Origin of the sequence: Bernardetia sp. MNP-M8, assembly GCF_037126285.1 — a bacterium.
In the GTDB taxonomy this organism is placed as follows: Bacteria; Bacteroidota; Bacteroidia; order Cytophagales; family Bernardetiaceae; genus Bernardetia.
Window position 1 is genome coordinate 264,559 of the sequence record NZ_CP147012.1, and the last position, 21,550, is coordinate 286,108.

21 protein-coding genes are annotated in these 21,550 nt (G+C 32.0%); 15 read left to right on the top strand and 6 right to left on the bottom strand.

Annotated elements, in window-relative coordinates; all coding sequences use genetic code 11:
* Positions 1–83: 83 nt before the first annotated feature.
* Positions 84–1,904: an ABC transporter substrate-binding protein gene (locus V9L04_RS01130; RefSeq protein WP_338792220.1), complete on the bottom strand. Its 1,821-nt coding sequence runs from the start codon at positions 1,902–1,904 to the stop codon at positions 84–86.
* Positions 1,905–2,114: 210 nt separating this feature from the next.
* Positions 2,115–2,777, bottom strand: a complete 663-nt coding sequence (locus tag V9L04_RS01135; RefSeq protein ID WP_338792221.1) for a CoA pyrophosphatase — start codon at positions 2,775–2,777, stop codon at positions 2,115–2,117.
* Between the two features lie 387 nt (positions 2,778–3,164).
* On the opposite strand from V9L04_RS01135, the gene V9L04_RS01140 reads away from it, so the two are divergent.
* Together V9L04_RS01140 and V9L04_RS01145 are read left to right on the top strand one after the other, a co-directional pair.
* Entirely contained in the window at positions 3,165–4,079 is a 915-nt protein-coding gene (locus V9L04_RS01140) for a carbon-nitrogen hydrolase (RefSeq protein ID WP_338792222.1), read from the top strand.
* A gap of 145 nt (positions 4,080–4,224) precedes the next feature.
* Positions 4,225–5,292, top strand: a complete 1,068-nt coding sequence (locus V9L04_RS01145) for a sodium-dependent bicarbonate transport family permease (RefSeq protein ID WP_338792223.1) — start codon at positions 4,225–4,227, stop codon at positions 5,290–5,292.
* A 117-nt stretch (positions 5,293–5,409) separates the two neighbouring features.
* Here V9L04_RS01145 and V9L04_RS01150 read toward each other — a convergent pair whose 3' ends face one another.
* Positions 5,410–5,994 carry an HAD hydrolase family protein gene (locus V9L04_RS01150; RefSeq protein WP_338792224.1) on the bottom strand — a complete coding sequence of 195 codons (585 nt, stop codon included), beginning with the start codon at positions 5,992–5,994 and terminating at the stop codon, positions 5,410–5,412.
* Positions 5,995–6,048: 54 nt separating this feature from the next.
* Positions 6,049–6,246, bottom strand: a complete 198-nt coding sequence (locus V9L04_RS01155) for a hypothetical protein (RefSeq protein ID WP_338792225.1) — start codon at positions 6,244–6,246, stop codon at positions 6,049–6,051.
* 395 nt (positions 6,247–6,641) lie between these two features.
* On the opposite strand from V9L04_RS01155, the gene V9L04_RS01160 reads away from it, so the two are divergent.
* Positions 6,642–8,759, top strand: a complete 2,118-nt coding sequence (locus V9L04_RS01160) for a SurA N-terminal domain-containing protein (RefSeq protein WP_338792226.1) — start codon at positions 6,642–6,644, stop codon at positions 8,757–8,759.
* Between the two features lie 447 nt (positions 8,760–9,206).
* On the opposite strand, the gene V9L04_RS01165 is transcribed toward V9L04_RS01160, so the two are convergent.
* Positions 9,207–10,760, bottom strand: a complete 1,554-nt coding sequence (locus tag V9L04_RS01165) for a hydroxymethylglutaryl-CoA reductase (RefSeq protein ID WP_338792227.1) — start codon at positions 10,758–10,760, stop codon at positions 9,207–9,209.
* A 346-nt stretch (positions 10,761–11,106) separates the two neighbouring features.
* Here V9L04_RS01165 and V9L04_RS01170 point away from each other — a divergent pair, with 346 nt between their 5' ends.
* The 11 genes from V9L04_RS01170 (at position 11,107) to rplQ (ending at position 19,894) form a co-directional block, all read left to right on the top strand.
* A complete protein-coding gene (locus tag V9L04_RS01170) occupies positions 11,107–11,655 on the top strand; it encodes a hypothetical protein (protein ID WP_338792228.1) in 549 nt (182 codons plus the stop codon).
* A gap of 12 nt (positions 11,656–11,667) precedes the next feature.
* Positions 11,668–12,495: an AraC family transcriptional regulator gene (locus V9L04_RS01175; protein ID WP_338792229.1), complete on the top strand. Its 828-nt coding sequence runs from the start codon at positions 11,668–11,670 to the stop codon at positions 12,493–12,495.
* Positions 12,496–12,574: 79 nt separating this feature from the next.
* Complete coding sequence (locus tag V9L04_RS01180) at positions 12,575–13,804, top strand: serine hydrolase domain-containing protein (protein ID WP_338792231.1); 1,230 nt, start codon at positions 12,575–12,577, stop codon at positions 13,802–13,804.
* Positions 13,805–13,901: 97 nt separating this feature from the next.
* Complete coding sequence (locus V9L04_RS01185; RefSeq protein WP_338792232.1) at positions 13,902–14,810, top strand: hypothetical protein; 909 nt, start codon at positions 13,902–13,904, stop codon at positions 14,808–14,810.
* Between the two features lie 481 nt (positions 14,811–15,291).
* Positions 15,292–15,510, top strand: coding sequence for a translation initiation factor IF-1 (gene infA / locus V9L04_RS01190; protein WP_014798808.1), 219 nt, complete (start codon positions 15,292–15,294; stop codon positions 15,508–15,510).
* A gap of 115 nt (positions 15,511–15,625) precedes the next feature.
* Positions 15,626–15,742: a type B 50S ribosomal protein L36 gene (gene ykgO / locus V9L04_RS01195; protein ID WP_014798809.1), complete on the top strand. Its 117-nt coding sequence runs from the start codon at positions 15,626–15,628 to the stop codon at positions 15,740–15,742.
* 173 nt (positions 15,743–15,915) lie between these two features.
* A complete protein-coding gene (gene rpsM, locus V9L04_RS01200) occupies positions 15,916–16,284 on the top strand; it encodes a 30S ribosomal protein S13 (RefSeq protein WP_338792233.1) in 369 nt (122 codons plus the stop codon).
* A gap of 156 nt (positions 16,285–16,440) precedes the next feature.
* The gene (gene rpsK / locus V9L04_RS01205; protein ID WP_338792234.1) at positions 16,441–16,833 is read left to right on the top strand and encodes a 30S ribosomal protein S11; all 393 of its coding nucleotides are present in this window, start codon (positions 16,441–16,443) and stop codon (positions 16,831–16,833) included.
* Positions 16,834–17,408: 575 nt separating this feature from the next.
* Positions 17,409–18,014, top strand: a complete 606-nt coding sequence (rpsD, locus tag V9L04_RS01210; protein WP_338792235.1) for a 30S ribosomal protein S4 — start codon at positions 17,409–17,411, stop codon at positions 18,012–18,014.
* A 117-nt stretch (positions 18,015–18,131) separates the two neighbouring features.
* Positions 18,132–19,124 carry a DNA-directed RNA polymerase subunit alpha gene (locus V9L04_RS01215; protein WP_338792236.1) on the top strand — a complete coding sequence of 331 codons (993 nt, stop codon included), beginning with the start codon at positions 18,132–18,134 and terminating at the stop codon, positions 19,122–19,124.
* 251 nt (positions 19,125–19,375) lie between these two features.
* Positions 19,376–19,894, top strand: a complete 519-nt coding sequence (rplQ, locus tag V9L04_RS01220) for a 50S ribosomal protein L17 (RefSeq protein ID WP_338792237.1) — start codon at positions 19,376–19,378, stop codon at positions 19,892–19,894.
* An 84-nt stretch (positions 19,895–19,978) separates the two neighbouring features.
* Here the strand turns inward: rplQ and V9L04_RS01225 are convergent, their stop codons facing one another.
* A complete protein-coding gene (locus V9L04_RS01225; protein WP_338792238.1) occupies positions 19,979–20,593 on the bottom strand; it encodes a hypothetical protein in 615 nt (204 codons plus the stop codon).
* Between the two features lie 250 nt (positions 20,594–20,843).
* Between V9L04_RS01225 and V9L04_RS01230 the strand changes: the two genes are divergently transcribed.
* Positions 20,844–21,452 (top strand): hypothetical protein, encoded by a 609-nt coding sequence (locus V9L04_RS01230; protein ID WP_338792239.1) that lies wholly within the window; start codon positions 20,844–20,846, stop codon positions 21,450–21,452.
* Positions 21,453–21,550: the final 98 nt, after the last annotated feature.

Consider the following 21,550-nt stretch of genomic DNA (forward strand, 5'->3'; position numbering starts at 1 on the left):
AAGGTAAACCAAAAAAATCAAAAGTATGTCAGACTTCCCAGTCTGATCACGAATGCCAACAGACTGGGAAGTCTGTTATACAATTATTCTTGAAACATATAATCTTCTCTTATTAACTCAATAGGTTCTAAAAATGACTTATCAAGTCTATCAAAATGATAAATTCCGAGTGCATTCGGAACAAGCTCGGCAATATAAGAACGCCTAATTTGATGTGTTGGGAGATAAAAAATTTCTATAAAAGGCGCAGAACGAATCAATTTATTTTTGAGTTGATTGGATAAAAACTCTTTCTCAATTTCATTTTTTTGCTTTAGATATTCTATAAAAAGAGAATCAAAACGAAGTTTTTTGATGGAAAACAAATCCATTTTATCAACTTTATTGATGAAACTTATTTTACTAGAATCATTCTGATTATTTGTTTGGTTTACTGTTTTAGTTTCTTCTTTCTCAAATTCTAAAAAACCTTCTTTTTCAATCAAAAATTTATCATAACTTTTTCTATCAAAATACTTCCAAAACAAAAAACTCTCATCAGCAAAAGAAGCCTTAAAAGTGGTTGCAATTAAATCAGCCTTATTTTTATTTGCTGTGTTTGACTCTGAGTCCAAATAAAGAATAGAATTTATTCCCAAGTTTTTCCATTGTTTTCGTGCTAAATTTACCCAAGCTGTATCATGTTTTTCTGCAAAAATCTTTATAACATTAGTAGAATCAAAACCTATTTTTTGTAAAATATCTCTGCTTGTTTGAGGATGGAAATAATAACCATCTGCCTTTTCTTGTGTGTTTTTTGGTAAGATATTCGGAAAAATTCCTTCGTGAGCTGGGTAAGAATAAGACGCAATCTTTTTAAATTCTTCTCTATAAATTCCCATATTCAAAGCCTGACGAAAAGATTGAATTGTAAAAAAATTCGCATTTAATTCTACATCAGAAGTATCTAAAATTTGAATTTCAAAACCTGCCGTTTGCAAAAGGGGAAAAGAATCTAGTTGAATGAGTTTTGAAACAAACCCTTTACTTTGATTTTCAGATTTATTTTTGTTTGTTTTTGAGTTGTTTTTGTTTTGCATTTCTTTTTCCTTCTGTATAATGAAGGGCAAAACGGTTTGAGTTTGCTGGGTGGAGGGAAGCCAGTCTAATTCATCATTTAGAATTTTATATGCAATACCTTCTGGATTTTGATAAAAAGAAACGTGTATTTCATCTAAAAGAGGAAGCGTATCTAATTTGATTGTCTTATGAAAATAATTTTGATGTTTCTTTAAAACAACTTTTTGATTGTCTTCAAAATAATCAACATAAAAAGCACCCGAACCAACAGGCGAAAATTTATCTCCCAAACGACTTTTTTTACTAGGAACAATCAAAGATTCGGTACAAGAAAACAACTGAATCAAAGGCGAAAAAGGAATTTGTAAATGTATTCTAAATTTTCGTTCATTAATTATTTCAAAGGCTTTCTCATAATCTGCTCCTATTATTTCTTTGAAAATCTGCGTTTGAATAGGTATTTTTTCATTCCTTTTAAGCTCAAATTTTGCCCAATTTGTCAGACTTTCTACGACATCTTTTGAAGTCAAAAATTCTTTTGTGGAAGTGCTATGAAGTTGAATATTCGGTTTCAAGACAAATTCCCACGTCAAGCTATCAATCTGTGTTGTAGAATCTGCTAAAGAAGGATAAAAATTTCTGTCATTTTCTAGTCGCCAAAGTCCATTAAAAATCTGATGCACAATTCTTCTCTCAGCTTCATTGGTCACAGAAAGAGGATGTAGAGTTTTTATATATTCTAATTCATTATAACGAAATATTTTTTGATTGATTTGTTCTTGTTCCTTTTCAGATTTGCAAGAGAAAAGTAAAAAAATAAGGGAAAAGTAAAATAGGAATTTCATTGCAGCAGATGGAATTTGAAGATTTTAGAGTAGGCTGCAAAGTTACATAATTCCCATTATCAACCTTCCGATTACAGAAGGATTGCTAAGGGAAAAATTTATTTTCACAAAAAACAGGGTTTAAACCCTGTTCAATTCATAATGATAAATATCATTTCAAGAAAACGTTGATAATGGTCAGTAATCTGACTTTAGCAAGCGTTGATATAATCACTCAATCTCCTCTATCAAATGCAAAAACTCACTCAACATCATTGCCGTTGCGCCCCAAATAGAATCCTCATTTACAGAAAAATAAGGAACATCTAAAACTATTTTATTTGGAAGAGTTACTTTTTTCTGCAAACGCAATTTTGGATTTTGAAGAGACGAAAGAGGAGCTTCAATAATTCTAGCTACTTCTTTTGGGTCTGGAATAAAATTTGGCTTTGCATCTAAAAAACCAACAAAAGGAGTTACCATAGAATCACTCGGTGGAATATATAAATCTGACAAAGAACCCAAAATATTGATTTTTGGAACAATAACGCCTATTTCTTCTTGTGTTTCTCTAATAGCAGTCATCATCAAATTTTCGTCTTGTTCTTCTCGTCCTCCTCCTGGTAAACCAATTTGTCCTCCGTGATTGTGCATACCTTCGTATTGTGGGCGCAAAACCAAAGGCATTTTCCAGTCAAACTTTTCGTTTCCATCTTCATCTTGATAAGGATACAACAACATCAAAACGGCTGCAATTCGTGTTTTTTTACGTTCTTTGTATTGAAAAGAAGTTGTTGTTTTTCGTGCTGAAGATTCCATCAATCGTTGTGCTTTTTCAGCAGGACGAAGAGGAGAATCCAAACGGTTTTTGAGTTTTTGTATAAAATCGCTCATTCAGTTATCAGTTTTCAGTAAACAGTTATCAGTTAATTTCATTGTACAATAGAAAATACGCTTAATAGACTTATTTTGTTTAAAATTTAAGTGTCGTCAGTGGAGACAACATAGCCGTAAGGCTATTGAGAAATTTTGGCTTTTACTCTATTAGGAGTTTAATATTGGTAGATAAAAACAGAAAAATTAAAATTCATTTACTCCGTAGGAGTTGTATATTGGTCGCATTTTGTATTAAAAATCTTGAAATCCTACCAATATAAAGTTCCTACGGAACAGAAAGACAAATAAATTTTTAACCTTACGGCTATGTTGAGGACACCGAAAACGGCAAGTAATAAAAAAATTCGTAATTTTTAATTCGTAATTCGTAATTGAATAATAAATATGAAAAATCTAAAAGTTGGTTTAGTCCAACAAACATGCAGTACAAACCGAGAAGAAAATATCAAAAAAAGTCAAGAAGGCATCAGAGAATGCGCCAAAAAGGGTGCTAATTTGGTCGTCTTGCAAGAACTTCACAACAATGTTTATTTTTGTCAGAGTGAAGATGTAAATTATTTTGACCTTGCCGAAACTATTCCAGGGTACACTTCAAATGCCATTGCCGAAACAGCAAAAGAATGTGGCGTTGTGGTTGTGGCTTCTATTTTTGAAAGGCGAGCAGCAGGAATTTATCACAACACAGCTGTAGTTTTGGAAAGCGACGGAACAATTGCAGGAACGTACCGAAAAATGCACATTCCAGACGACCCAGCCTATTATGAAAAATTCTATTTTACCCCTGGGGATTATGAAAAAAGAAGTGTCAGTGATGAAGGAGCAGGTTTTGAGCCTATCAATACTTCTGTGGGACGTTTGGGAGTTTTGGTGTGTTGGGATCAGTGGTATCCAGAAGCAGCTCGTTTGATGGCTTTGGCTGGTGCAGAAGTTTTGATTTATCCAACAGCCATCGGATGGGAACAAGGCGACACACAAGACGAAAAAGACAGACAACGAAATGCTTGGATTATTTCACAACGAGGACACGCAGTAGCCAACGGTTTGCCAGTAATTTCTGTAAACAGAACAGGTTTTGAAGAAGATTCGACAGGTGTAACTGATGGAATTACATTTTGGGGAAACAGTTTTGTAACTGGCTCACAAGGCGAGTTTTTATTTGAAGGAACGAAAGACAAAGAAGAAAATAATGTTGTAGAAATTGATATGAAACGAAGCGAAAATGTCCGTCGTATTTGGCCTTTTCTTAGAGATAGACGAATAGATGCGTATTCGGATTTATTGAAACGTTATCGTAGTTAGAGCTTTTCCCACGGTTAAAAACCGTGGGTTTTCTTTTTGATAAGATTAATATTTATAAAACAGAACTCAAAAATCTTCACTACATTTGCCTACTCTTTCTGCATAAATAATTATTTTTTCTTTTTATTTATCAGTCCCACAACTAATGAATTTTGATTTACTGCTCTCTAATCTAACCAATCCTACACTTTTATTTTTTGTGTTAGGAGTTTTTGCTGTCAAAGTAAAAAGTGATTTAGAAATCCCTGCTGGTTCTGTCAAGTTTATTTCACTTTATCTTCTTTTCGCTATCGGTTTTAAGGGTGGACAAGAACTTTCTCACAGTCATTTTGATTTAGAGATTTTATTTTCACTTCTATTTGGAATTTTTCTCTCTGTAATTGTTCCTCTTTATACATTTTTTATCTTGAAGCGCAAACTTTCTGTTTTTGATGCGGGTGCGATTGCAGCGTCTTATGGTTCGGTAAGTGCTGTTACTTTTGTAGCTGCTGCTTCTTTTTTAGAACTTCAAAATCTTGCCTTTGGTGGACACATGGTTGCTGTTATGGCTCTTATGGAAGCTCCTGCAATTGTGGTGGGTGTAGCTTTGATTATGCTTTACAATAAAAAAGAACAAGAATCAGAAGTAAACAATGATGAAGAAATAGAAGAATATGAACCTAAAATCATTCCTACTCACGATTTTCAGATTGATGATACTTACCACGCTACTCCAAAAAATATTTCTTCTGTTAGTAAAATGAAAAACATCATCATTCACTCTTTTACAAATGGTAGTGTTTTGATGGTTTTGGGAAGTTTATTCATCGGACTTATTGCAGACGAAAAACAAGCCGAAGGGATAAAACCTTTTACAACTGATATTTTTAAAGGTTTTTTGGCTATTTTTCTTTTAGCTATGGGAATTGAAAGTGGAAAAAAACTAAGTGCATTTCTAAAATCTGGTTGGTTTGCAGCTCTTTTTGCGATTATTATTCCTATTTTTAATGGCTCTCTAACGGCTATTTTGAGTGGTTTTATTACTGATGATGTTGCTAATCGTTTTATTTTTGCGATTTTGGCTGCTAGTGCTTCTTATATTGCTGTTCCTGCTGCGATGAAAATTGCCGTTCCACAAGCTAACTCTGGTCTTTTTATTCCGATGGCTTTAGCAGTAACCTTTCCTTTTAATATTACTGTTGGAATGCCTATTTATTTTATGTTGATTCAATAGATTAGTTTAGTTGTTGGTATTACATTATGGAAATACCAATTAGGCAAAAACTGGTTTAAGCCTCCTCGCTTGAACCAGTTTTCACAAAATAAAACTTTCGTGCGTTTGCCCTAATCCTTACAGATAATCCTTAATTAAATCTTCTAATTTTTCTTGTCCTTCCAAAATAAGTTGTGCAAATTCTCTTAAAGCTCCTTCTCCTCCTTTTCGTTGAGTAATATAATCTACTCTTTCAGTTACTTCTTTCATAGCATCTTGGGGAGCTGCACTCAATCCACATCGCATCAAAATAGGCAAATCTATCCAATCATCGCCTATGTAAGCGATATTTTCAGGGTCTACTAAATTTTCTTTCAAGATAATTTCGAAAGTTTCTAGCTTGGCATTTATACCTCCTTTTCCGTGATAGTGAAAATCAAAACCTAGTTCTTGACAGCGTTTTTTAACTACATCAGATTCTCTTCCTGTAATTACACCTACTTTAAAACCTAGTTTTTGAAGTGGTTTGATAATAAAACCATCTTTTACATTAAAATTTTTGTATTCCAAAAAATTATCATCATAAATAATTTTACTGTCTGTCAGTACACCATCTACATCAGTAAGAATGATTTTAATTTTTTGTATTTTTTCTTTTAGAGAAGCATTCATTTTTGCAAATATTTTATTCAAATTATAAAAATTAGTAATACAAGATAACAAAAAAAGCTATTGTTTCTCAAGAATAACAATAGCTTTTTGTTTTTTTAAATCATATTATTTATTGGGACAGACTTCTTCAGCAGATTTGCCACAATAGCTACATGAACCATCATCAGTTTTCAAGAATGGACTTTGACTAGCACATGTTCCTCTAAACTGTCCTTGTTTTTGAAAAAACATTCTGACTCCCATTCCTACAAAGTAAATCATAAGAACGCCTATTGCCAAAACAATTGTATATAAGATTGTCATAATTTTGAAGTATTGTTTTTTTTTTTGCAAAAATACAAAAAAGGTTTGAATAGTATTATTTGTGTCTTCTCTTTCTCTAGAATTCAAAATCTTATTGTGTATTCCTAAAATTTTGACTTTTAACGGATAAGTTGATATATAGTTTGTATAAAAATTTAAAAAATGAACTTCTTTGGAAAATCAAATTTGATATTTTAATAAAACTAGCTACCTTTGCAAACTAAAATTTTGTGAAGTGTGTCGTATCAAATCAAGTACAGAAGTCTGTTTCACAAGTTTGTCAGTACATATTTTGAGTAGATATAGCACTTATTTTAAGTAAAGAGTAATTTCTATTAAAAATTTGAACTTCCTTTTCACATTAACCTTATTAAAAAAAATTACACGGATAGATTATGTCTATAATTACAGCAATTCAGAAACGCACAGGACTACTTCTCGTAGTTATTTTGGGCGCACTTGCAGCCTTCGTTCTTACTGACCTTATTGGTAACGCAGGTAGAATGGGTAGCGACCAAGTCATTGGAGAAATTGATGGAACAGAAATCAAATATCAAGATTTTAATAACCAGCTTCAAATCATGCGTGATAGAATGGAAGCTGCTAACCAAAACAAACTGAACGAGTCACAGATGCCAATGGTTCGTACTCAAACTTGGAATGAACTTGTTACACAATATGCTCTCAAACCTGAATGGGAAAAATTAGGTATAATGGTAACTCAAGAAGAAGTTATTGATATGGTACAGGGAAATAATATCTCTCCTCAAATCAAACAAGCTTTTACTGACCCTGAAACAGGTGTTTTTGATAAAGATAAAGTTATTGCCTTTATCCGTAATCTTCAAAATCAGTCACCACAAGCACAACAACAGTTTGCAGTTTTCGAACAACAGCTTCCAGAATCTCGTAGAAGTGAAAAATATGAAAACTTACTTCGCAAATCTGTTTATGTAACTACTGCTGAAGCAAAACGTCGTTATGAAGACGAAACAACAAAATTAGATTTGAAATTTTTGTATGTTCCTTATGCAAATATTGCAGACTCAACAGTAAATGTTACTCCAGACCAGATACAAGAATATTACAATAATCATAAAGAAGATTATGATGATGCAGCCTCAGTTGCAGTAGAATATATTGCTATTCCGATTGCTCCATCAAAAGCAGACAGTATGGAAGTGAAGCGTTATTTGAGCGATATCAAAAACAAATTTGCATCAGCACAAAACGATACTTCTTTTGTGGCTATCAACTCACAAATTGAAACTAACTTTGCAGAGCTTTCTAAATCTAATTTGCCTGAAGCTATCAAAAAGGAAATGGGAGAAGAAGTAACAATAGGAATGGTAAGTGATCCTACTATTGTGAAAGGAGTATATACTATGTTCAAAGTTGTGAAAGAAGTAGGACAAGTAGTTGACTCTGTAAAAGCAAATCACATTTTATTTAGTACTCAAGGAAAATCTCCAGAGGAGAAATTAGCCATTGAAACAAAAGCTAAAGAAGTATTAGCACAAGCTAAAAACGGAGGAAGTTTTTCAGCATTAGCAAAAGAATATAGCGAAGACAAATCTAATAGCGAAAAAGGGGGAGAACTAGATTGGTTTGGTCGTAATGCAATGGTAAAACCTTTTGAAGATGCTACTTTTGGAGCTACTCAAACTGGGATTTTGCCTGAGTTAGTAGAAACTAATTATGGGTATCATATCATAGATGTAAAAGATTTAAAGAGAACTAACAAATACTTAGTTGCTTCAGTTGGACGTTTGTTAGAACCTAGTCAATCTACTCGTGAGACTCTTTATCGTCAAGCAGGTGATTTGGCTTCAAGTAAAAATATAACAGAGTATGAAGAACGTACTAAACAGTATAACTTATTGAGTTTGCAAGCAAATGATGTAAAACAAAATGCTCGTTCTTTAAACAATATCTATGATCCTTCTATCCGTCAAGCTATTCGTTGGGCATTTGAAGAAAATACAAGCATAGGTGATATTTCTAATGAAGTATTTGAAGTAGATAATCAATATATTGTTATGACATTGAAATCTCGTACTAAAAAAGGAATTCAACCTCTTTCTAAAGTGTATGAGCAAGTTCGTCGTAAAGTTATTGAAGAAGCTAAGAAAAAAGAAATTTTGGCTAAATTAAAAGATAAAACAGGTACATTAGAAGAAATTGCAACAGCTTTTGGAGAACAAGCTCGTGTACTATCTCAACCTAATTATACTTATATCACAACTACTCTTAATGGAGTAGGATTTGCACCAAAAGCAGTAGGTATGGCATTTGGAATGAAAGAAGGTGAAACTTCTAAACCTATTGCTGATGAAACAGGTATTGTGATAATGAAAGTAGAAAAATATAATAATGCTGGAGAAGTAGCAGATTATGCTAAATACAAAGAACCATTGGTTCAAGATCGTCAGCAAGTATTTAATACAAACGGAATTCTTCGTGCTATCAAACAATTAACTGATACAGAGGAAAACATAGATAGTTTTTATTAATAGGAATATCATTGATAAGAAATCAATGACAATATAGTTTCTAACAAAAAAAACCTAAGTTTTAAAACTTAGGTTTTTTTTGTGGTTAAATCAGAATTTGAAATAAATATAATTGTATTTGATTCTGAATTTTTGCTGAATACATCTCATTTTGTTGCTTTTTGCAACTGTTATGGGTGTTTTAGCATAGCGACACCAACAAAAAAGTAATATTATTTTAAAATGAATAAATTTACACTTTGAAAAACTCACATCAATAAACAGGGTTAAAACCCTGTTCAATTAAAAAACTACCTTTTGTGATTTTTCACAAAGATATGTTTTCAAAAACAGGCTATGAATTATAAATTGGACAGGATTTTAACCCTGTTTTATAGATAGCTAAAAATGTAAATTTATTTTTTTAGTCTTCCTAAATTCATAATTCTAACTTCTTACTTTATTTAATTATCTGTTTCTACCATACTGCTCATGACTAGAAACCCAATCAGAAGAAGAAATAGCCGAACCAAGAGAAATTTCACCAGCAAGTACAACAGCAGCGATAATTTCAGCAAGTTTGTTTACTCTATCTCTACCAAAACAATCCATCATTTCTAGACACTCTTTTTGAGTAGCCAAACCAACACCACCACCATAAGTAGCAATAATTAGAGAAGGAATAGTAATTGAAATGTAAAGGTCTCTTTCAGGGGTAAGTTCTGAATAAAGAATACCAGCCGAAGATTCTGAAACGTTGGCTACATCTTGACCAGTAGCAATAAACATAGCTGTAATACCATTGGCAGAGTGCGCTCCATTATTGTTTGCACCTGAGAGGAATGCTCCAATAGTGGCTACCTGTCCGTGATAAGCCAAAGATTCTGGCTCTACACGCATATTCTGAATAAGTACGTCTCTAGGAATTGTACATTCTGCAACGACACGCTTACCACGAGTACGCATCACATTGATTTGAGATGCTTTTTTATCAGTTGCAAAATTAGATTCTAAATAGAAATGTTCTAGTTTGTTTTCATCATAGTTGTCCAAAATCCAGCTACACGCTGCAAAAGTAGCACGTCCAACCATATTCTGACCTGCTGCATCACCTGTTTTATAATTGAAACGTAGATAAGCAAACTTATTTGATAGATAACAATCAATATCACTAAGCTTAGCAACACTTGAAGTTGCTTCTGCTTCTTCTACAATTTTATCATAAATTTCTTTCTTCTTTGTCCAAGCTACAAAATCTCTAGCACCACGAGCATCTTTAAAAACAAAAACAGGCGCACGTTGCATAGCATCTCCAATGACCGTACACTTTACTCCACCACTAAGGTTAAGTACCTTCATACCACGATTATAAGAGGCTACTAATGTTCCTTCTGCTGTTGCCATTGGAACTAAGAAATCTCCTTTTGCATATTCTCCATCTACTGTAATAGGTCCTGCAATACCAATCGGAATTTGTGCTACACCTACAAAATGCTCACAATTTCCTGCTGCAATATGTGGGTCGAAAGAGTATTTTGTTACGTGGTCTAATTTTTTACCTGTAACTTGTTCGACAAATTCTTGTCTAGTTTTGATTGCACTTTCAGCATAATCATCATTTTTATCTCTAGGAATTTTGACTTCTTGATCATTGAAACCTGAAATAGCATCTTGTACTTTAAATTTGAGCTTTCCGAATGGATTAGCTACAAATGAGATTTGAATATCATGTTTTGCTTCTGGAAGTTTTTCAATATTAGCCAGTACATTAAAACTTTTACTCAATGGAAAATCAATAGGACTACTAGAGTCCATGGCAGAAGGCTTAATCATATTTCCGTCTCCCATATCGATTTGAATGTCACTCATCGGAACTTCTTTGCCGTTTATTTCAACGCTGACAAGCTCACTAAATTTGGCATCACTCAAACGATTTTTGATAGTAAATTGTACTCCTTTGTCTGTATTTTTTAAACTTCCTCGTGAGTAAAGTTGTTTGAGAATCAAGCTTGGTATTTGCATAAGTTTTGCAGTAAGGTGTGTGTTAAAAATTTAATTTAGTCATATATATTCTTAAAAGTTAAGCTAATATTGTAAAAAACCACTGATAATACAACTTATTTGTTAATGAATTAGCAAATTATTTGGTTTTTTTTCAAAATCCCAACAATTATATCGTCTAAAAACTAAATTTAGATACACTCACTTTATACTAACTTTTGTCTAACAAATATTAATGCTTCTAGTTTTAAAAATAAATAGTAATTTTGAAAGTGAGAGCAGTATTTTTCGAACACTATTCTAAAAAAAACGTATTTAATTTAATAAAACTGTTCATCTACGTACATTATATAGATTATAGCTTTTTATGAAAAAAAGAACTCTTTTACTTGGAGCTGCATTAGCAGCTGGTTTTACTTATTGGTGGAAAAAACCAAAAGAAATTAGTTTTGATTATACATTCAAGACCAATTTTTCACCTACCGTACTTTGGACATATATAGAAGAAGCCTTTCGAAACTCAAAAGAAAGCGAACTTTGGATTCAACATTTAGAAGAATTAGAAACAACAGGAATAGAGGCAGGAAATAAAGTAATGGCAATTTATAAAACACCTCTTTTTGCTAAAGTGCATCATTATTATATTACAGAAGCAAGTTATGGAAAATATTTTGTCTATGAACCTGTTGCCGAACATCCATTAAAAGGGCGTGCAATTGTAGAGATTACACCCACAAAAAGAGGATGTAATTTGCGTTGGAGAGGAAAATATTATTTCAAGGGAATGCCACTTGCTGCAATTTATTTAGTAGGTTATTTTGAAAAGGCTTTTTTTAAAGGACTTCAAGAAAATTTATATAAAATAGAGCCTCGTATGCCTCAAAATATGCAGGTTGTTGATAGAATTTATGATTAGATGTATTGACTGATGAATATTTCAAAAATTGAACGAATTAAGTTACAGAGTTTAGACAATTTAGAATTATTTTCTACATATAACTCTAATCAAGATTTTCCTTTGCACTATCATGAAACATTTTGTATTTCTAGTATAGAAAAAGGAGCTTTTATAGAAAATGATAAAATTGCCTTGCAAAACTCGCTACTTATTTCGAATCCTTTAGAAATACATAAAAATAGTGCTTTTCAAAATCTAGATTATTCTATCAAAACGTTATATATCAGTAAGGATATTTTTAAATTTGCTTTAGGAAAAAACAAAGTAAATGATGATTTTTTATTACAAAATCTAATTACAGATACTTTTCTTTTTAATAAATTCAATCAATTATCTAATCAAATTGTAGCTTATAAAAAGAATGATTTTGGTGATAGTTTTGAAAACCAATTTATAGGATTTATTCAAGAAATTGGACAGTACGAATCTTCTAAAAAAAATAAAACAACTGCTACCAATATAACCCAAACACCTACTTGGTTAAATGACACAAAGCAGTATTTAATTGCTAATTTAGACCAAAAAATAAGTTTGGAGGCTCTAGCCAATCAGACAAAACTAGATAAATTTCAATTTATTAGAGCTTTTAAAAAATATGTTGGTCTTACCCCCTTTCAGTACATTCTTTTGAGCAGAATATCGCTTGCCAAACAATTACTTCAAGAAGGAAATTCTATCACAGAAACAGCTTTAGATGCTGGATTTTATGACCAAAGTAATTTTGCAAATTACTTCAAAAACTATGTTGGTGTAACACCTAGAAATTATCAACAGAGCTTCAATATTTTACAAGATTAAGGAAAAGAGGTGTTTTATCTTTGAGAAAATTATTTTTTAACTCTAATTTTTAGATTTTCTCACCAAAACACTATCATCTATGAAAGATTCTCTTAAAACTTTCTTGTTAATTCTCTTATCTTCTCTCACTATTAGCTGCTCAAAAGAAGTTTTACCTCAAATCAATACTGCCCAAGAACTAGACGCTTCTCTTCAAAAAAGCTATGAAAAATCTAACTTTGGAGGTTTTTCAGTTGCTGTTATCAAAAATGGTGAAGTAGCTTTTCAGAAAAGTTATGGTAAAGCTAACATTGAAAAAAATATTGATTTGACCAATGAAATGTCAATGAATATTGCTTCGATTAGTAAAGTATTTATTGGAATTTCACTTGTTAAAGCTATTGAAGATAGATATTTTACCTTAGAAACTCCTATTAATTCTATTTTACCTTTTGAAGTAATCAATCCAAATTTTCCAAATGAACCTATTTTAATTAAACATTTAGTTACTCATACTTCTGGAATCAAAGATAGTGAGTCTGTTTATTTTCAAAATTACAGTATTTTGGAAGGAGAAGATATTTCTACAAAAGGAGCGCAAAGAATGATACAAGAATTAGGAATCAAAACAAACGGAAATGTTCTTTCACTTGAAAATTTTACAAAATTATATCTTTCCACAACAGGAACTCTTTATCATTCAGATAATTTTGTAAATGCTTCTACTGGAACTGAGTATGAATATAGTAATACTGGCTCTGCATTGGCAGCTTACCTTATTGAAATTGTCACTCAAACTCCTTTTGATGTCTATTCAAAACAAGTTATTTTTGAACCTTTGCAAATGAGTCATACAGCTTGGAGAAAATCAGAATTAAATGCTGAGTTAGTTTCTACTCAGTTTTTTGATGCAGAAACTCCTCTTCCTGCTTATACAATGGCAACTTATCCAGATGGTGCTTTACTCACTTCTATTGAAGATATGACGATTTTCATGCAAGAAATGATAAAAGCAAAAACAGGACAATCCTCTTTACTACTCTCAAAAGAATCATATCAACTTCTCTTTGATAAGAAACTAAAAACAAGACCAAAACAAATGCCTGAGAGAGAAGATAATTATGGTGTTTTTTGGCTTTGGTCTACAAATGGTCGTATCGGACACACAGGAGGAGACATTGGAACAACTACTTTTTTCGGATTTGATCCAAATACACAATCAGGCTCAATAGTTTTGATAAATTCTAATGTAGAAGAAGCTGGCGAGTTAGCTCTTGAAGTATTGAGTGAAATTGTAAGAGCTTATAAGTCTTTTGAAGCTGCAAAATAATATCTATTGATTTTATTAAAATCCTTTTTACTTCAAAACAGTAAGAAGGATTTTTGCGTAAACAAGTGAATACATTTTCTATTCTCACTTTCAATTTATGCACATTCACAAAATCCACAGACAAAAACATTTTGACTTTTTAAATGAAAATCGTAAAGACCCGATTACAGGAGATTTGATTGTGGCAGGAAATGAAGTTGTTTTTTGTGAGGAATGCAAATCAGCTTTTCTAAAAGAGACATGGGAATATTTGGGTGGAAAACATTGTGATTCTTCTGAAACACTTATTAACTTTCCTATTCAAAAAACATTAGAACTTCGTGTTTTACAAGATGCAAATTCCTTACTTTTTCCTATAAAAGGGTCAGAAAACGAGAGTTTTGAGAGTTTTGGATATAAATTAGATGATTATTTTTGGAAGAAAATCAAAGTCAATTTACGTATTGATACACAAATTCAGAGAACAGTTGAAAAGAATAGTGATTTCTCTGCGATTATAAAGTATATAATTTATACTGCAATAGGAGTAATTGTTTGTATTTGTATCATTGTAGGAATGATAATAGACTTTTCCGACCAAGGATATATAGTATTAATGGCAATAGCAGCAGGATTCATATCATTACCCTTTATTCTTGATGAATATGGTACAATAAGTATTTATGAACCTAGAATTTCTTTTTTATACCCAAAAGAAGCATTACTTCATTTTAAAGACGATGCTGTTTTGGTTTATTTTGATAAATCAAAAAGTGCCTACAGTATTGAATATACAGATATTACTCAAATTGTTTTTTCAAATCAAAACATTACTATTTGTACTACGAATGCACATCAAAACACATTTCGTTTAGTTGAAATTTCATCAGAACAAATTGAAAAGATTATTCATTGTGTATATAAACTCTCTTCTTCTACTTTGATGATATTTAAAAATCAGCATCCAATTATAAAAAAACTTGTGAAGAGTTTAGAGACAGAATATAAAAGTATTTGGATAGAATAATGTAATTTATTTCTCTATGATATTCACAAATAAAACTCTAATTCCCCTTTTTGGTGTCTCCACTGACGATTTCATCACCCGTGTCTAATTACTATAAGTTTAATTGATAATTCTGTTTAGCATAGTTCAAAATTCAATAAAAAAGCTATGTCGATTGTGGTATTTCCAGCTCAAAAAAGAATGAAGAACTCTAAACAAAATATTTATTTATACAAATTTTGTATAATTCAAAAATAAATATTAACTTTGCAGTTCGTTAAAAAGCGGGTAGATAACAAAATTTAGACTTTTTAGAACAAAATAAGAACTAAAATAAGCTCTGAATTTAGAAAAAATAATCCCTATTTGATAGTTTATTCTATTAAACAGCGTTGTTCTGCCTCTATATAGAATAAAAATAAGTGTTTTGAACGATTAATTTTTCATTCTATTTTTATCTAAATTCTAAACTTATTAAAATCTAAAATCTAAATTTAATTTTATGGCTAAACAAGACAGCATCGAACAAGACGGAACAGTATCAGAAGCATTATCAAATGCTATGTTTCGTGTTTCTCTACAAAACGGACACGAAGTAACTGCTCATATTTCTGGAAAAATGCGTATGAATTATATCAAAATTCTTCCAGGAGATAAAGTAAAGTTAGAAATGTCGCCGTATGATTTGACTAAAGCCCGTATCGTATATCGCTACAAATAAAAATGTAGGTCGTATTTAGATTCTTTACTTAATTGTTGCTGATTAAAAAAGAAATTAGAAACGGCGTTCTTTTTTTCTTTATATAAATAAACTTTTCACATTAATTTTCAAAACTATGAAAGTTAGAGCTTCCGTAAAAAAGCGTAGCGTAGATTGTAAAATCGTACGTCGCAATGGAAAAGTTTACGTTATCAACAAGAAAAACCCTCGCTTTAAGCAGCGTCAAGGTTAATTTTGTTTTTTTTGATGTAATTTGATTTTTATTAAATTAACTACAGTCAAAAAATGCGTAACCTTTTTATATTAGGAAATAAAAATTAAGTAAAAAACGGATTTCATTCGTAATTTTTAATTTTTAATTCGTAATTGTTTTAATAAATCATCACTTAGAATTAATCAGCTAATATGGCAAGGATTCAAGGTGTCGATATTCCAGATAATAAGCGTGGAGTCATTAGTTTGACATACATCTTTGGTATTGGAAACACTCGTGCAGCTCAAATTTTAGATGCAGCAGGAGTTGACCAAAACACAAAAGCTAAAGATTGGTCTGACGATGAAGCTAAAGCTATTCGTGAATATATCGGCGAAAACTTCAAAGTAGAAGGTGAACTAAAATCCGAAGTACAACTAAACATCAAACGTTTGATGGATATTGGTTGTTATCGTGGTTTACGCCATCGTAAAGGACTTCCTGTAAGAGGACAACGTACACAAACAAATGCACGTACTCGCAAAGGAAAACCAAAAACGGTTGCAAACAAAAAGAAATAATAATTTTTACTTTTATCTTTATTATAATAATAAAGATAAGAAAAAGTCTAGTAGAAGAAATATAATTGTGATATGTACAATTAATGTATATGAATTTCATTTTTAATTCGTAATTCGTAATTGATTTTCTGATGCAGCTTAAACGTTTAAAAACTTATGGCACAAAAGCGTAAAGACAAAGCCAAAAAACGAGTAGTGAAAGTTGCTGCTGTGGGACAAGCTCACATCAAAGCATCTTTTAACAACGTTATTATTTCTATGACTAACGAAGCAGGTCAAGTTATCACTTGGGCAACAGCAGGCAAAATGGGTTTCAGAGGTTCTAAAAAGAACACTCCGTATGCAGCTCAAACAGCAGCTCGTGATTGCGCTCAACGTGCTTACGACTTAGGTCTTCGCAAAGTAGAAGTATTTGTCAAAGGACCAGGTTCTGGTCGTGAGGCAGCTATTCGTACAATCCATAGTGTTGGTATTGATATTACATCTATCAAAGATGTAACTCCTCTTCCTCACAACGGTTGTCGTCCTCCAAAACGTCGTAGAGTATAATTTTAATTGTCAAGACATTTTAAAATGTCAGGCAATTTTAGTTTAACAAAACGATAAAAAAGGAAAAATAGCAACTTGTTATTTTCACTCTTAAAATGTAGCTTAGACTTTAGTCTGAGCAAACAGGCTAAGAACATTTAGATAGAATTTTCTGTCTCGCTTCTTTCCAATTCTAGCGTAAAAAGAATAGTGAGTTGAAACGTTTAGGAGTTATTCTCCCTTGTTGCGTGCTTTAGATAGAATTTAGATATAGTTTTTATAGTTATAGATATTTTAAATCGACTGGCTCGGCAACTCTTATTTTTTTGGAAACGGATTAGTTATAACCTTTCTAATCGTCTGTTTTCTAAGAGATTTAATTAAGTTTGACAGTAATTATCACTCTTAATTTATACAATCATATAAAAATAAGTAACGTAGAGAAGGACTAGAATACCCCGTTTAGCTCACGACTGTATAAATCCGAAAAAATGTAAATTTCGTTTTCTAGAAAACGATTTGTTTACAGAGCATCAATGATTTATACTTTTAGAATTTATTTTTAATTTTCGTAAAACACGAAAAATACAAACAGTATGGCACGTTATACAGGACCTACGGCAAAAATTGCAAGACGTTTCGGAGAGGCAATCTTCGGCCCGAGCAAAGCCCTAAAGAAAAAAGCTTATCCGCCGGGTCAGCACGGAAAAGGTCGTCGTCGTAAAGTATCAGATTATGCAGTCCAGTTAATGGAAAAGCAAAAAGCTAAACATACTTACGGTGTACTTGAGCGTCAATTTTCAAATGTATTTAAGCACGCAGTAAGAGCGCAAGGCTCAACAGGTGAGAATCTTTTGAAATTCTTAGAAACTCGTTTAGATAATGTTGTGTATCGTTTAGGTATTGCACCTACTCGTAGAGCTGCTCGTCAGCTTGTTTCTCACAAACACATTACAGTAAACGGAGAAATCGTAAACATTGCTTCTTATTCATTACGCCCTGGCGATATCGTTGGAGTACGTGAAAAGTCAAAATCTTTGCAAATTATTACTGATGCTTTGAGTGGAAGAGCAAATGCTCGTTACTCTTGGTTAGAATGGGATAATACAGAGCTTCAAGGCAGATTTATGATGCTTCCAGAGCGTGAGGAAATTCCAGAGAACATTCAAGAACGTTTAATCGTTGAGTTGTACTCTAAATAATCCTAGCTTATACAACCTATTTATTCAGGTTACAATTATTAGACAGTTACAAACTGTTTATTACCTGTTAGGTTATCAATTCTTTAAAAAAACACTTCAAAATATACAGTAAGTTCTATGGCAGTATTAGCGTTTCAAATGCCCGACAAAGTGGTAATGGAGAAAGCCGATGATTTTCACGGTATTTTCGAATTCAAACCATTAGAACCAGGTTATGGTGTAACTGTTGGTAACGCACTTCGTCGTGTATTGCTTTCTTCATTAGAAGGATATGCAATTATCGGTATCAAAATGGGTTCAGTTTTACATGAGTTTTCTACCGTCGAAGGCGTTGTAGAAGATGTAAGTGAAATTATTTTGAATTTAAAGATGTTGCGTCTTAAAAAATTAGTAGAAGATGAATCTAGTCAGAGGATTACAATTCAACTTTCTGGAAAATCTGAACTAACTGGAAAAGACATCACAGATGCTACTAATGAATTTGAGGTGTTGAATCCAGAATTGGTAATCTGTCACATGGACGAATCAGTAGAACTCGAACTTGAACTTTTCTTAGACAAAGGACGTGGATACGTTCCTGCTGAGGAAAACCGTCAAGCAGAAAATTCTGCAAGCTATATTCCAATAGATGCTATCTATACGCCAATTAAAAACGTAACTTATAGCATCGAAAACACTCGTGTTGAGCAAAAAACGGATTATGAGAAGTTAGTTATGGATATCCAAACTGACGGTTCTATTCATCCTGAAGATGCTCTTAAAGGTGCAGCTCATTTACTTATGCGTCATTTGGCTCTAATTTCTGACCAAAACATTACGCTTGATTATTTAGAAACACAACAAGAGGAGGAAGTAGATGAAGAATTTGTAAGAATGCGTAAGCAACTCAAAACAGCTCTTTCAGAAATGGATTTGTCTGTTCGTGCTTATAACTGTCTTAAAGCAGCAAACATTCGTACACTTGGCGACCTTGTAAGTTTGGAAATTTCTGATATGATGAAATTCCGTAACTTTGGTAAGAAATCACTTACTGAATTGGAACAACTTGTATCTGATTTGGGACTTACTTTTGGATTAGACATCGTTAAGTACAAATTAGACGAAGATTAATTTTGAAATCAATTACGAATTAAAAATTATGACCTGCTAAAGCAGCGAAACTAATTACGAATGTAACGTATTAAACATAAATACTTTATGATTCATAATTTGATTAATTTTTATTCCTAATTACTTTATAATTTTTCTTTTCAAATGTATTTAATAGGGTCTGATTTAATGTTCTACTACTGGCATTTTATACAGAAATTCAGGCAAAGTTTAGTTTTTTATAAAATAAACTTGTCCAAACTTATACGAAAATGAGACACGGAAAAAAATTCAATCATTTAGGGCGTACATCATCTCACCGTAAGGCGATGCTCTCTAACATGGCGGCTTCTCTCATATTACACAAACGAATTCAAACAACTACTGCCAAAGCAAAAGCATTGCGCAAATATGTAGAGCCTTTGATTACTCGTTCGAAGGGTGGAACTCAAAACGACCAACGTGTTGTTTTCTCTTACCTTCAAAATAAAGAAGCTACCAAAGAGCTTTTCAATGAAGTAGCTCGTAAAGTGGGTGAGCGTCCAGGAGGATACACACGCATTATCAAACTTAGTTTGTCTCGTGCAGGCGATAACTCTGATGTTTGCTTTATTGAACTTGTAGATTATAACGAGCTTATGCTACAAGAATCAAGCACTTCAGGACGTACTCGTCGTGGTCGTCGTAAGAAGAAAAAATCTTCTGACACAGCAACAGCTTCTTCTGAAGCAACTGCAGAGCAAACAGAAGAAAAGAAAGCTGATGATGCTTCTTCTAGCGAAGAAGAGTAATCAAAACTTGATTTTCTCAAAATATAAAAAACACCTTTTTAATCTTTATAGAATTAAAAAGGTGTTTTTTTATTCTGTATTATTCTAAAAAGTATAAGTAACTCTCATTTGATTTGGAGCAAGTGAAAGCGAAACAGGAATATCATACAAAACTTTTGATTGTCTTTTATTAAGAAAGTAAGCCGTCAGATCAAAAATAAATAAAAATCCTCCTTGCAAAATAAGTGATTTCCCATACCCTAAAAAACGATTTGTATTTTTTATAGTTGTTTCAGTTTTTGCCCGTTCTCTCAAATATAATCCTGCTGCCATATATCCCACATCAATCCCTGTGTTGAGCAAAAAAAGAGATTCTGTCGAATGATAGGCTTTTATAGTTTCTGCATAATTCAAATCTGTAGCTTTTTTTGCAAATAAAAGACTGCTTCCTGCCAAAGCAAAATTGACAGTATTCCAATAGATATTAAACTGATGAAAATATTTGTCTTCTCCATTATTTACTCCTGCTGCTAGGGTTGCTCCACTATATGCAAAATTAGCAACCGACCAACCTCCCAAAACATACATAGAGTTTTTTTGAAGTGAAAGACGTTCTTTATTTATTTGAGGCAAATCAATTTTATTTTCTTGAGCAAAAGAAGAATTAATAAATAAAGCAAAGAAAAATACAGATAGAAAGGCAGATTTTTTTGTAAGCATAATAACATCCAGTTAAAAAAATTGAAGAATTGAAATCACTATGCTAACCTTTTTGAATTAGATTTGGTTTGTTTTTTTGCCTTTCACCTTTTCTTGAGAAGAATTTATTGTGCTATTTTTTATTCCTATATTTTAAAGTAAAAAAGCTTGATAAATTCATTCTAAAAATGTTATTGTCCTAATTTTATCAAAAGTATAGCTAAATTTAAAGTTGTAAGAAAAATAAATCAAATAATTTATTGTGTAAGAAATGAAAATAGTTAAATGGATACTAATAATTGTAGGAGGAGGATTTGCCTTATATATCGTTGGTGCGATAGTAGCTCTAATAGTTCTGTTTGCTCAATTTGATTCTTCAAGCTATGAAGAATTAGTTGTAAATTATGAGGAGAAATCAAAAGAGATTCGTGAAGTTGAACAGTTTATTAATTCTAGGCTTCCCAAAAATAAAGTTGTAGAAATTGAATTTGAAAATTACTCCATAAGTAGATTTTACGTAAGAACTGACGGGAAGTATGATCCTTCTTTAGATATTAGTGGTACAAAGTCAGTAAAGGAAGAGGATTTATTCAATGGTTTAAATTGGAGCTATAAAACTACTGATTCTTTAAAGCGAAAATTAGATAAAGCAGGTTGTATTTCTGTTCAAAGTGGTACACCTTGTCAGATTGGATTTCAAAGACATGGAATGGGAATGTATTTTTATAATTTATTTGATGAACCAGTTCTAGATAGTTTGACTAACAATTATAATGATAGTTGTAGGTATATTTTGTATAAGCAAGATGTCGCTTTAGAATGGCTCGGTGGTGCTATTGGTGTTCAATGTTTTCCTGAATTTAATAGAAAAAGAAGGTAGGTAATTAAGCCTATTTATAAAATAATTATTTTCTAAATTAGAAGTCATTCCATTTCTACATTCACAAAAAAACCTAATAAATCCATTTTAAATAGCCT

Coding starts and splice junctions, on each gene's coding strand:
- V9L04_RS01130 (WP_338792220.1), bottom strand. CDS start 1,904: ATGAAATTCCTATTTTACTTTTCCCTTATTTTTTTACTTTTCTCTTGC.
- V9L04_RS01135 (WP_338792221.1), bottom strand. CDS start 2,777: ATGAGCGATTTTATACAAAAACTCAAAAACCGTTTGGATTCTCCTCTT.
- V9L04_RS01140 (WP_338792222.1), top strand. CDS start 3,165: ATGAAAAATCTAAAAGTTGGTTTAGTCCAACAAACATGCAGTACAAAC.
- V9L04_RS01145 (WP_338792223.1), top strand. CDS start 4,225: ATGAATTTTGATTTACTGCTCTCTAATCTAACCAATCCTACACTTTTA.
- V9L04_RS01155 (WP_338792225.1), bottom strand. CDS start 6,246: ATGACAATCTTATATACAATTGTTTTGGCAATAGGCGTTCTTATGATT.
- V9L04_RS01160 (WP_338792226.1), top strand. CDS start 6,642: ATGTCTATAATTACAGCAATTCAGAAACGCACAGGACTACTTCTCGTA.
- V9L04_RS01165 (WP_338792227.1), bottom strand. CDS start 10,760: ATGCAAATACCAAGCTTGATTCTCAAACAACTTTACTCACGAGGAAGT.
- V9L04_RS01170 (WP_338792228.1), top strand. CDS start 11,107: ATGAAAAAAAGAACTCTTTTACTTGGAGCTGCATTAGCAGCTGGTTTT.
- V9L04_RS01175 (WP_338792229.1), top strand. CDS start 11,668: ATGAATATTTCAAAAATTGAACGAATTAAGTTACAGAGTTTAGACAAT.
- V9L04_RS01180 (WP_338792231.1), top strand. CDS start 12,575: ATGAAAGATTCTCTTAAAACTTTCTTGTTAATTCTCTTATCTTCTCTC.
- V9L04_RS01185 (WP_338792232.1), top strand. CDS start 13,902: ATGCACATTCACAAAATCCACAGACAAAAACATTTTGACTTTTTAAAT.
- infA (WP_014798808.1), top strand. CDS start 15,292: ATGGCTAAACAAGACAGCATCGAACAAGACGGAACAGTATCAGAAGCA.
- ykgO (WP_014798809.1), top strand. CDS start 15,626: ATGAAAGTTAGAGCTTCCGTAAAAAAGCGTAGCGTAGATTGTAAAATC.
- rpsM (WP_338792233.1), top strand. CDS start 15,916: ATGGCAAGGATTCAAGGTGTCGATATTCCAGATAATAAGCGTGGAGTC.
- rpsK (WP_338792234.1), top strand. CDS start 16,441: ATGGCACAAAAGCGTAAAGACAAAGCCAAAAAACGAGTAGTGAAAGTT.
- rpsD (WP_338792235.1), top strand. CDS start 17,409: ATGGCACGTTATACAGGACCTACGGCAAAAATTGCAAGACGTTTCGGA.
- V9L04_RS01215 (WP_338792236.1), top strand. CDS start 18,132: ATGGCAGTATTAGCGTTTCAAATGCCCGACAAAGTGGTAATGGAGAAA.
- rplQ (WP_338792237.1), top strand. CDS start 19,376: ATGAGACACGGAAAAAAATTCAATCATTTAGGGCGTACATCATCTCAC.
- V9L04_RS01225 (WP_338792238.1), bottom strand. CDS start 20,593: ATGCTTACAAAAAAATCTGCCTTTCTATCTGTATTTTTCTTTGCTTTA.
- V9L04_RS01230 (WP_338792239.1), top strand. CDS start 20,844: ATGAAAATAGTTAAATGGATACTAATAATTGTAGGAGGAGGATTTGCC.